We start from the raw sequence: 11,753 nt of genomic DNA, 5'->3' as shown, positions 1-11,753 counted from the left end.
CCGGTTATTAATCGTATTTAAAGAATAGCAACGATAAATCTTCAAGCTGTGAGTTCGAGGCATTCAGAAGTCGAACCTGAAGCTGATACATACCTTCTGCACTAAATACATGCTGAAGGTCAACATATTGAGGATCCGAGCTTGAAGTAAAGCTTGTGTTAATACTATAGTTTGAACTTCCACCATCAGGATTGATTACAACATAGGAAATTCTTTTCACCACATCCAGGTTTACTGAGTTTGTAAAGTAAATTCTCGCTGAGTTCGTTCCATGGCGGGATATCTGAACTGTTCCCAGATCATAACCATTATCACTTAATGGGAAGCCGGTATGGCTGGACTTAGCATAGCCTTTGTCGGTATCATCCAAATTGTTATATGGTACTGAATAAATATCCTCCAGTGGAAGCATACTATCATCCACCCCATCATTATCCATATCATAGACTGTATAAATCACCAGTTCTGCTCTATCGTCCTCCGGAACATTTTCAACTACCACAGTTCTTGGTAGATCAATAGAGTATGTTACGTTCTTCGCTGAAGTAGGTGTGATGTCCACCCCGCTTTTATTGAAAACCTTAATCTTATAGTTACCATTCACCATAATCTTACTGGAATCGATTACGGATATCTGGAACGTAACCTTTTCCGTACCTGGTGTTGCCTTTACATTGTAAAAAGGTACTTTTGGTGTTTCTACAAATAGAGGAATGTAGATCGGGTCACCTACAGCAGTATATATTTTTTCACCAGTTACCGGATCAATCTCATATAAACTAGTTGACGTTACCGGTGTAATACATAATTCATAGGCCGAACTGTTATACGGGAAATATACCTTATTGCCACTTCCAGGCGGATCATCCCATAGTACTTCTCCCGGTCTCAAGGCTAAGGTTCCTGTCATCTTTTCATAATAAATAGTAGGCGTCTTAATGATATTCATACTAGCCAAATCATCCGGACTTAAGACCATCGTATGAGAAGGATCTGCCTTATGAATGGAATATATAATTTCAAATCCCATTGTCTGGTTCAAAGCGTAGTTTACCTCAAGTCTCTTGTAGGAATAGGAATCCGCAATATATTTCAGTGTCGGTGTACCAGGTGTAATTGTAATCAGCTCATTGGTTATAAAGGTATACAGATTGGTATCCGGAACCTTATCAGGCTGATAAGCATTAATCGGATAAATACGATTACCATCATTATCAATATAATACAATTTAACACCGTACTTCGTATTAGAAGTCAGTCCTGTAATCTCTGTTTCATATGGTAAGCTATCATCATGGGTAGATGACATAATCGTCTCAACAGGGATGAAATCATCCACCTTTTTATATACCGCCGTTACCGCATCATATTGATACAATTCAACATACATCTTGTTACCACTGATACCATTGGGATTCACTGAATTGAGCTTATCCTTATATCCCTCAATCTTCCATTGAACCTTAGCTGATGTAACTGTTGTAATAATGGTATAGCTGGCACCCCTATTCAACAAAACCGTAGGAGTAACTGAATCAATCATAGATTCATAGTAATTGCCGCCACCATTTTTAGACAGCCCTACTTCACTTAATTTCTTCAAAGTGATACTTGGATTGCCCGGCATTGTCGTTAGAATCGCACCGTTTGATGTTGCCGATAGCTTCATCTCTGTAGTAAATGAGCTGTTCAGCGTGCTACGAACAGTAATACTGGAAGGAATGGTAGCACTAGTTACAGTAAAGTATGATCCCATTGCTTTTCCTGTCTCTTTTTCTACTAATCCGGTCTGTGATTCATTTAGTATAATATAGTTTCCACGTAGAATCTGTGCACCATTACGTTCGCTCACTGTCTGTATAGCATGATCATCTCCCAATGCCCCTGAAAATCCGGAGATACCATTATCATAAATTGCCTTCACTCTTATATAAAAGGTCTTATTGAGTAAGCTGCTATTTAATGCACTATATCGTAAATATGCAAATCCCGTATCACCTGTAATACTTTCCAAAGGCAAAGTAATCGTCTGATTTGGAGTAATATTACCTAAATCTAAATAGATATTTACCTTAATTGCCACAACTCTGGATAACTGTTCTGCGTTTGCAGTGGCATCAGTAATGCTAATTCTGAAACGATTCTGGAGAGCTATGTTTTCTATGGTATATTCCATATTCGTTGTATAATCCCCATAATTATATTGACCTTCAAAAATCTGTGATACCAATACGATATCTGAGTCAGCATTGTAAACCGGTTTAAACCTTCTTACAGTAGCTTTAATAGTGTAAACATCCCCTCTAATAAACCTTTTTTCCACACTATCACGAATTGTTATATCATTCTCATTTCTATTAAACACATGATTGTCATCATGAAGAGACTTTATTAATGCCTCACTATCGTATTGATTACTTAATTTATATCTCCATGTGATACTGTCACTATCCGATGTCCATGGCCAGAGGCTGAAACTTGGAAGCTGATAGGGCGCCTCTTTGGTTAATGAGCGTATAATTACGGAATTATCTATCGATTCCGGGAAATACTGATCTGATAATCCTTTTCTCTGGGCACGATAGGTAAATACATACTTGCTTCCCCTGGACATAGTGCCAGCATTTGCTGTATCTCCGAATATAAATACAGCACGCGGAACTGTTCCAAAAGCGGAATCTACCGGCTTTGTCTGCACGGCTATAGCGTTAACAGCTGGATTGGAGTAAAAATCTATAGCGGAATGGTTGGGATTATAATAATCCGTAATATACTGATTATAATCCGCCTGTTCAAAAGCATAATATGTAAAACTCTCAATCAGCCCCGCACTATTATCAAAATTCAATGCGGCCACACTGTAACCTAACACCGTATTATCACTATACTCGCTATAATCGTCAGGATTTAATCCGAACTGTCCTGCATTCAGACGGGTAATCTCAATAACATCAAGACCATTATTCTTATCAATTGATGCCAAATTCGGTAAAGTAGCCTGCTTATCAAAAGTATGAACATAAGAGATATCCCCAGAGACAAGCTCGTTACCATACTTCGTATAATCTCTTACAGAGGATACTTTGATCGTATATTTGGAAGACGAAATTGCTGAAGCACTGATCTTAAAATTAGCTTCTGTTATTAATAACGAATTATTATATAAGCTGGAAGCCAGGGTACTGGCATTCGCATCGCCACCTGTACCTGTCAAAGTATAGGTTGCCACAGGCGCAGAATTCGTAACTGCATCCGTACCTCCATCATAGATACTTACTTCAACATATTGCATAGTGCTGGCTTCGTATGAACTGGATATACCATTCACTCCATCCTGAAGTCTTAGATAAAACGCAATCTGACTGGTCTCATTGGTATCATCCTCAAATACCACCTTCATATAATTGGGCTTGTCCGTGCTTACCACTGCACTTCCTATTAAGGTATTGGGTTTACCTCCAGCACCATCATTCAAATCAACTGTTCCATATGCACTAATCACATAATTGTCATTTGCCTTTAAATTCTTTATATTAATAGGAATCGAATATAACACACCATTATCATATTCCTGGGCAATGGCAAGCTCTGTAAGCTGATAGCTTTCTGCTTCGCCAAGGGAATTCTTATATTCGATGGTTAATGGATTAGCAGCATTTATCGTAATAATGGATCCATTTGTGTTAATACGTAAGTTTCCTGCTATCTTATCATGGCGTGTATTGTCTTCATCCTTATCAAACAGAACTATCGGGAAATGACTTCCAGTAAAACTAAATATGTCTGTAAATGAGCTGGCATACTCCACCTGCTTTTCATTGTCATTGCACTCCACAACGACTCTCATTCGATAGTTATATCCATTTCTTATTTCAACGCCATCTACATAGCATGGTATCATGTCATTCGTTGTGTTATAGAGCTTCTTCACTAGTCTCTCGGAAGAATCCAGGCCAACCTCATATATCTCATAACGGTAACGTAGAATTGCACCATCTAAATCCTGCACGGAATCCAATTTCATTTCAAAGCTAGTATTCCGTTTGTTTACTACAATAATTGGCTTACCTAGTTGAGGTGTTCTCTTTAATGTCCAGTATTCCTCTTCTCTTATCTGTGGAGGAGCTACCAACGCAGAATCATACTGCATTTTAATATCGATAATCTTCATTTTATAACGAGTGTTCGGCTTCAGATTAGTAAATGTTATAGTATGTCCTTCTTCTGATTTGGCCAGGTCTATTATAATATCCTGAGTACTAATTGCATTTCCATCCGAATCTGTAAGCTGTACAGCCGCCTCCATAATTTCTGAATATCCTGTTATTTTCACAGAAAGAGCCAATGAATCCGGTGTTGCATAACTCTTTGCAATCATTAGTCCCAAAGCATCCGTTACAAATATTTTATTAATAAACATCTTGTTATAATTCAAGTTATCCACAATATAGTCCGCAGATAGAACCAGCCTGTATTCTGTATTCGGCATTAAACCGTTATAATCAACAGTGAAACTACGCTGACTTGAATCCACCTCAAGTCTATGTATCAATTTACCGGTTGCATTTTCAACAATCTGAACAACAAATGGTAATGCTGGATCCAAACGATTTTCATTATCTGTTACATTAATTGTCGCATTTACACTATTTGCAGTCACACTCAGATCAGCTAGTTCAAAGACAGGTAATACAATTCCCTCTGTGGGTTCTGCGCCACCCTGCTCCGGATCTAAGGCTGCTTCATCGCCTGATAATCCTTTTGCTCCCTGAGCGCCATTTGCTCCTGATGCACCATTTGCTCCTGATGCACCATTCCTACCATTTTCACCGTTGGTACCAGTAGTTCCGGTTTGTCCTGGAGCACCCGGTTCTCCTGGAGTTCCGTTTTCACCATTTTGTCCGTTCTCACCTATGGTTCCATCTTCACCAGCTTCACCATTCTCACCCTTCTCACCGATTTCTCCGTCTTCACCGTTAATTCCAATCTCTCCGTCCTCTCCGGCATCACCGTTACTTCCCTTACCGCCATTGATTCCATCAATTGTCTGAATATCAAATTCTGGAGCCTTCGCTGCTTCTTTTCGAACCTCAAGCGGTACAATATCAATATTGTCATCCGCACCAATAACCATCTGTTCTAAGGATAGCTTTACATCATGCTCATTCTTAACCACTGTTTTATTGGAAAAGTTAACAGATACCCCATTGCCTAATCTTGCTATACACTTTGAGGATACCGTCTGCCAGGTTCCTTCCTGGGTAACAATACGGATAATTCCTGTATCATAATATGTTAATTCCACATAATCATCAAAAGTCCGCTCGTTATTATCGGACAAAGAGATAACGATTTCATCTGACACCAATAAATATTTCGTGTCATTAATTTTCCATAGAAAATCTGAAAAGCTCATGGAGCTTCCACGATTATCCAATATATAATCAGTTCCGGCGTTTTCCATAATTGAATCGGCAGATAGGCCATAGTAATTGATAATAGAATTGTCTAGATTGTTCAAATCAATCAAAACTCCATTTGTTAGGGAGCCAATTGATCCATCATTATAATGAACAAAAGATTCGGCATCGATTGCCGTTTTAACATTTTCCTGATTTTTAAAAACTACTTTTTCGGGATACACGAGCTTATATTTCGTCCCGCTTTCAAAATAAACTTGAGTATTGATTGCATCAGAATAAGTACTATCAGGTGAAACTAAGATATATCCTGATTCTGTAAAAACTGGCTGCCTCTTAGAATCCCGATAAACAGCAAAACTGATCACTCCAATAATCGCCATAAGAATAGTAATACAGCTGATAAGTAGCCCTTTACTCTTTATCATATCAATATTCTCCTATATTCTACTATATTCTACATATTTATCTTAATTATATGGTGATTCTACAATATGTCAATATAACTTCAGTTGAATTGAAAAACTTTGGTACTTTTTACATAACTTATTGTTACTATTTATTTTTTTAATTAAATTTATCAGTATTTCTTGATACTATATGTGTATTTTTGTATACTTTACCACTTTTACAGACAATTAATCGTGATACTCTTTATTTTTACATCAGATTAAAAATATCACAAATATAACTATCGCAACCCTTGAATCTAGGGCATTCTCAAGGAATCTAATATTATTTTTTATTGTAAAATCCTCAAAAAGCCCTTGATATTTTTGATTGTTTATAATAGAATATGTGAGTAGCATTTTTCGTTAAAATTACTAATATATTTGCTTCCCTAGCTCAGTTGGTAGAGCAACGCATTCGTAATGCGTAGGTCGTGGGTTCGAGTCCCATGGGGAGCTGTTAAAAAAGCCTTACAATTCGAAAGATTGTAAGGCCTTTTTGTACATCCATATTTACGTATTCAATTTGGTATTTCTCAAATGCAATAGAATTCTTTTATCTCACTTATGATAGGCCATGCTCCATCACCGGTATTGGATATCACGGTATAAACTACTTCATTCTTCCTTATTACTGCGGATTTAAAAGATACTCCAGCATCGCATCCAACAATATACTCTTCTAGTGTATTATCCTCCTTACTTAGCCAAATCCCATATCCATAATATATATTTTCTCCTTCCGATTTCGCTTTGGTATAAGGCTTTATATATAGTTCTGTCAAATCCTCGGATAAAATCTTAAATGTGAAATAAGCATCCCATAATATATATAAATCTCCTACCGTAGTAAACGCACCACCATCGCCGCCTCCTACTATTGGTAAGTTATATATATTCGTACGCCAGCCTTTATCGTCTTTCACATAACCAAGGGCAGTATTTTCAGGTAATCTGTTTAATTCAAAGAAACCCGAATTCTTCATGCCGTTCGCTTTAAATATATACTCCTCTACAAATTCTGTATATGGGATTCCTGATACTTCATTCACTATGGCAGCTAATAATACATATCCACTGTTACAATATGAAAACTTCTCACCAGGAAGAAATTTCATTTCTTCCTGAGGAAATATAGGAAAATAATCCTTGGGCTCTCTTAAATCATACCATGGTATGGCAACGTAGAAATTATCAAAATCATCTATTTTGTCTTCGTCATAATAATCCGGTATCCCCGATGTATGGGTCAATAACTGCTCAATTGTAATATCCTTTGAATAGAAAGGGAAATCATATTTAATGATGTCAAATACTTTTGTATCAAGTGATATTCTCCCTCTTTCTATCAATATCCCTATCGCCAATGCTGTGAAAAACTTGGTTCCTGATGCAATTCCAAATCTGGTATCCGTATTATTACAAACTTTATTACTTCTATCTGCATATCCTGATGCATTTTCATAAATTATCTTTCCTTTTTCCTTAATCGAGATCCCTCCGGAAAAATGATTCTTTTCAATTAAAGAGTTAATTTTATCTGCTAACGACATATTTTTCATAAATCTTCTCCTAAAAACTATGTATACTTATCATATGCTCCAAATGATATATTTTATGATGAGTTGACCAGTTCATTTAATTATTGCAAAATCTAATCTAACGACTTTTTTAGTATATCATTTACTCAAATTCCATGCAATTCCAATAATGGTCATGTATAATATATCCAATAAGCAAATAAGTAATATTGAACCCCCGGCCAGAAGAGACCGAGGGTTACAACATAAAAAAGACCCTTGAAAAACAAGAGTCTCACAATCGAGGCGACGGGATTCGAACCCACGGCCTCTGCGTCCCGAACGCAGCGCTCTACCAAACTGAGCCACGCCTCGTAATATAACTGATAAGCTTACTACTTATTCATTTCGAACGACACTCTAATAAGCACCGCATTAGTTATTATCTATCAAAAGCATAAAAAAGTCAACTACTAATTTCATTTTTTCATGTATTATCAGGCACCAATTCTATCCATGATTACGAGCATGAAAGAGCATCATATTTTCCATATATTACAGCCCCTCAAAATGAAATGACATGTAGGAAAAATGAAGCTGATTCATTATATTATAGGGATTATGACTTTTCATAATCCCTATTGAATCATTTGGTGCCGCTTACTATCTATTTATTTCTTAACTATAGCGATTGTTAATCCAACTGGAAAAACCTCATTACACCACCATCGATTGTTGTAACACTACACTCTTTACCACCCCAGTGCTGCGTTTCTATTTCGCTTATTTTATCCCAACCGTTTTTCTTAATAAATGAATGTAGCTTTTCGATATTATCAACCCTCATAAAAGCCACTGTCTGGCTGGATGGTTCCCCGTAAAACATGTGAAAACCATTAAAGGGCATAAGTGTCATATTACTAATGTCTCCGGGGAAAGGTAGCAAGCATCCATATGCATCCCCTCTAGTATGCTGTTATAATTCCACCTTCGTTGGCATACATGGAGCTGACACCTGCAGTATCTACAATAAGGCAATCCTTAAATGGAATCCGCTTCAATATCTCTTCCTTAACAAATTTCGCACGCTCATAATTGTTGCAGTGAGCAATGGCTATTGTCTTCTCATTGGGCTTCACAACGTCTCGCTCGATTGCTTTTATCATTTCAAGCAAGGCTTTTGCGATACCTCTTGCCTGACCTAATTTCATGATGGTTCCTTCTGCAGTTGCTGACATAACCAGCTTTATATTTAAGGCACTGCATAGAAGCGCCTGAATACTGGTTAATCTACCATTCTTTCTTAATGTATCTAAGTTTTCTAAGACAAATTTCGTTTTTAGTCCATCACGGAAGGTTCTGACTTTCTCAACGACGCTCTCAAAGGGATGACTGTTTTCGATAAGTTCTTTAATCTTTAACGCAATCAGTGTCTGCCCAACCGAAGCGGATCTTGAATCAATCACCTCAATCTTTTTATTTGGATGATCTTCATGATATAACCGTTTGGCTAACTCAGCGCTATTATAAGAGCCACTAAGCTGTGATGATATCGTAACGACATAAATATCGCCGTCGTAATCATAGTACTTCATAAAGTCATCCGGCGAAGGACATGCTGATTTCGGGCAGGTTGGACTGTTCTTAACACGTGTTAAGAAATCCTGTTGATTAAAGGTGTGATCATCTATGATGGCAGCATCTTCTACAATCAGTGTTAGTGGTACAATTTGAACATGGCCATCCTCCTTTACCTGCTTCGGTAAGTCAGTACAGCTATCTACTATTATTCTATAGGGCATCATTTTATCCTCCAGTTTATAATCTCAATAAGAACTACACTATGTAATTTCTTATTTATTTGACATTGTATTGATAATTGCACAGTATGTTTTATCACGTCACAAGATATAGTATTCATTACCATATATTATCACAGACACATTGTATTTATCAATAGGTTTATTAAAATTTTAGATAATTAGATTTCCTATATACCATTCAGTATTTCCCACTTTTCATAAAATATGAGCAAAAAGTAAGAGCCCATCCTGCTTTATTGTGAAGGCAGATTGCCTTAAGCATGGATAAGCTCTCGCATTATTTGCTTTATATAATTATTTTGCTAAATGTAACATAATCTCATTGCTTCTTTGAATAAACTTGGTCATTGCCTCTGGATCCAACGGCTTATGGCTTAGAAGCGCCAGATCATACAGTTGCTCACAAATCATCGGAGTATATTCTGAATTCTCATTCGTGATAATATACTGAACCAATTGATTATTCGCATTCAATATCAGGGTCTCTCCACCGCCGAACATATTGGGATCCATATCCTGCATACTATACATACGCATCATATCCTGCATTCTTCGGCTTTCCTCAGACAGGGTCATAACGGAAGACACCTTATCATTCTTTAATTTCTCAACCTTTACTTCCAGCTTCTCTTTACCAAGAACCTTACGGAATAGCTTGGTCATTGCTTCGGTATTGTTCTTAAGAACCTTCTGATCCTTTTTCTTGGTCTCTTCTTTAAAGCTATCACTGATATCTGCATCAATTCGCTGGAACTTTATTGTCTGATCCTGGTACTCCAGCTGGGTAATGAAGGGCTGGTCAATATTATGAGTCAGGATAAATGCATCGAGGCCAGCTTCTTTAAACATATTAATATACTGACTCTGCTGCTTTTCATCAGTTACATAGTAGACAATGGTTTTCTTATCCTCTGTAACCTCTTCGTCATGATCATGATCGTGGCCGCATTCACAATGTTCATCATGAACATGTTCTTCTTTACTTTCAGAGGACTCTGTACCCTTATCCGTCTCTGAATTGCTATTCTTCTCTGATTCAGAATCAGTTTTCTCAGCTTCCTTGGCAGTATCCTTCTCTGTATCCTTAGTGCCATTTTTCGCAGCTATATAATCTGCCAGAGTAAGATATTTTCCTTCCAGGTTCTTAAAGATTATAACATCCTTCACCTTTTCACGGAACTTATCATCCTTTAAGCAGCCAAACTTAATGAAAGGACTAATGTCATCCCAGAACTTCTCGTAATTCTCTCTCTCAACCTTAAACATACCGGTGAGCTTATCCGCTACCTTCTTTGTAATATAATCGGAAATCTTTTTCACAAAGCCGTCATTCTGCAGCGCACTTCTGGATACGTTAAGCGGAAGGTCCGGGCAATCAATAACACCCTTTAACAGCATCAGGAATTCCGGTATTACTTCCTTAATATTATCTGCAATAAATACCTGATTACTATAAAGCTTAATTAATCCTTCCAGAGAATCATATTCTGTATTGATTTTCGGGAAGTATAGAATACCCTTTAAATTAAAAGGATAATCCATATTCAGATGGATCCAGAACAGAGGCTCCTTATAATCATGGAATACATCATGATAGAAATTCTTATATTCCTCTTCGGTGCAATCATTCGGATGCTTCATCCATAATGGATTGGTATTATTAATCGGTTCCGGCTTTTTCTTTTCCTTCTTTTCCTCTTTCTCTGCGGAATCTTCTGAAGCGACACCCTCCTCATTTACGGAAGCGTCAATAACTTCTTCCTTTTCTTCCTCCTTCGGAGCATTCGCGTTTACAAAATATATTTCAACCGGCATAAAGGAACAGTACTTTTTAATTATTTCTCTTACACGGTATTCGTTAGAAAATTCATAGCTTTCTTCATTTAAGTACAATGTGATATCGGTACCACGTTCCGTTCTTGTACCAGTACTCATCTCATATTCTGTACCACCATCGGACTCCCAATGCACCGGTTCAGCACCTTCCTGCCAGGACAGGGTATCAATGCTTACACGACCAGCCACCATAAATGCAGAATAGAAGCCCAGACCAAAATGTCCGATAATCTGATCCTCATTGGTCTTGTCCTTATATTTCTCCATGAATTTCTGTGCACCGGAAAATGCGATCTGATTAATATATTCCTTAACCTCTTCCGCCGTCATACCAATTCCGTTGTCAGAAAAGCATATTGTCTTTTCCTCCGGATTCACAGTTACGGTTATCTGAAAATGATTATCTTCAGGAAGTGTTGCTTCACCCATAATTTCAAGCTTCTTTAATTTCGTGATCGCATCACAACCATTTGATACCAATTCTCTTACGAAGATATCATGGTCCGAATATAACCATTTCTTAATAATGGGGAAAATATTCTCTGAATGGATGGATAAAGTGCCACGTTCAGTACTCATTCTAACAACTCCTTTTTGTAATATTATCGTCATTTATTCGGTAAATTTCCTTCAAAGGATATCATAATACAGCAGTTTTTAAATGTCAAGACAAAATTAGCACTCTTCTTTCATGAGTGCTAACAA

At 37.3% G+C, this 11,753-nt stretch carries 5 protein-coding genes and 2 tRNA genes; 1 reads left to right on the top strand and 6 read right to left on the bottom strand.

The genetic code is table 11. The features are described 5' to 3' along the window. Nucleotides 1-7 precede the first annotated feature (7 nt). Entirely contained in the window at nucleotides 8-5,848 is a 5,841-nt protein-coding gene (locus H0486_RS05330; protein WP_228352008.1) for a collagen-like protein, read from the bottom strand. Nucleotides 5,849-6,255: 407 nt separating this feature from the next. Here H0486_RS05330 and H0486_RS05325 point away from each other — a divergent pair. Beyond that, a tRNA-Thr gene (locus H0486_RS05325) sits at nucleotides 6,256-6,328 on the top strand. 77 nt (nucleotides 6,329-6,405) lie between these two features. Here the strand turns inward: H0486_RS05325 and H0486_RS05320 are convergent. The 5 genes from H0486_RS05320 to htpG form a co-directional block, all read right to left on the bottom strand. Then, the gene (locus H0486_RS05320; protein ID WP_228352007.1) at nucleotides 6,406-7,431 is read right to left on the bottom strand and encodes a serine hydrolase domain-containing protein; all 1,026 of its coding nucleotides are present in this window, start codon (nucleotides 7,429-7,431) and stop codon (nucleotides 6,406-6,408) included. Between the two features lie 259 nt (nucleotides 7,432-7,690). After that, nucleotides 7,691-7,764, bottom strand: a tRNA-Pro gene (locus H0486_RS05315). Between the two features lie 319 nt (nucleotides 7,765-8,083). Then, on the bottom strand, nucleotides 8,084-8,305 hold the full coding sequence (locus H0486_RS05310) for a VOC family protein (RefSeq protein WP_228352006.1): 222 nt from the start codon (nucleotides 8,303-8,305) through the stop codon (nucleotides 8,084-8,086). Nucleotides 8,306-8,354: 49 nt separating this feature from the next. Continuing rightward, a complete protein-coding gene (locus H0486_RS05305; protein WP_323163532.1) occupies nucleotides 8,355-9,194 on the bottom strand; it encodes a DegV family protein in 840 nt (279 codons plus the stop codon). Between the two features lie 312 nt (nucleotides 9,195-9,506). Beyond that, complete coding sequence (gene htpG / locus H0486_RS05300) at nucleotides 9,507-11,627, bottom strand: molecular chaperone HtpG (protein WP_228352005.1); 2,121 nt, start codon at nucleotides 11,625-11,627, stop codon at nucleotides 9,507-9,509. Between the last annotated feature and the right edge of the window lie 126 nt (nucleotides 11,628-11,753).

It is taken from the genome of Variimorphobacter saccharofermentans (assembly GCF_014174405.1).
GTDB classification, from domain to species: domain Bacteria; phylum Bacillota; class Clostridia; order Lachnospirales; family Lachnospiraceae; genus Mobilitalea; species Mobilitalea saccharofermentans.
This window is presented reverse-complemented; position numbering and strand designations above follow the sequence as displayed.

Coding starts and splice junctions, on each gene's coding strand:
- H0486_RS05305 (WP_323163532.1), bottom strand. CDS start 9,194: ATGATGCCCTATAGAATAATAGTAGATAGCTGTACTGACTTACCGAAG.
- H0486_RS05310 (WP_228352006.1), bottom strand. CDS start 8,305: ATGACACTTATGCCCTTTAATGGTTTTCACATGTTTTACGGGGAACCA.
- H0486_RS05330 (WP_228352008.1), bottom strand. CDS start 5,848: ATGATAAAGAGTAAAGGGCTACTTATCAGCTGTATTACTATTCTTATG.
- htpG (WP_228352005.1), bottom strand. CDS start 11,627: ATGAGTACTGAACGTGGCACTTTATCCATCCATTCAGAGAATATTTTC.
- H0486_RS05320 (WP_228352007.1), bottom strand. CDS start 7,431: ATGAAAAATATGTCGTTAGCAGATAAAATTAACTCTTTAATTGAAAAG.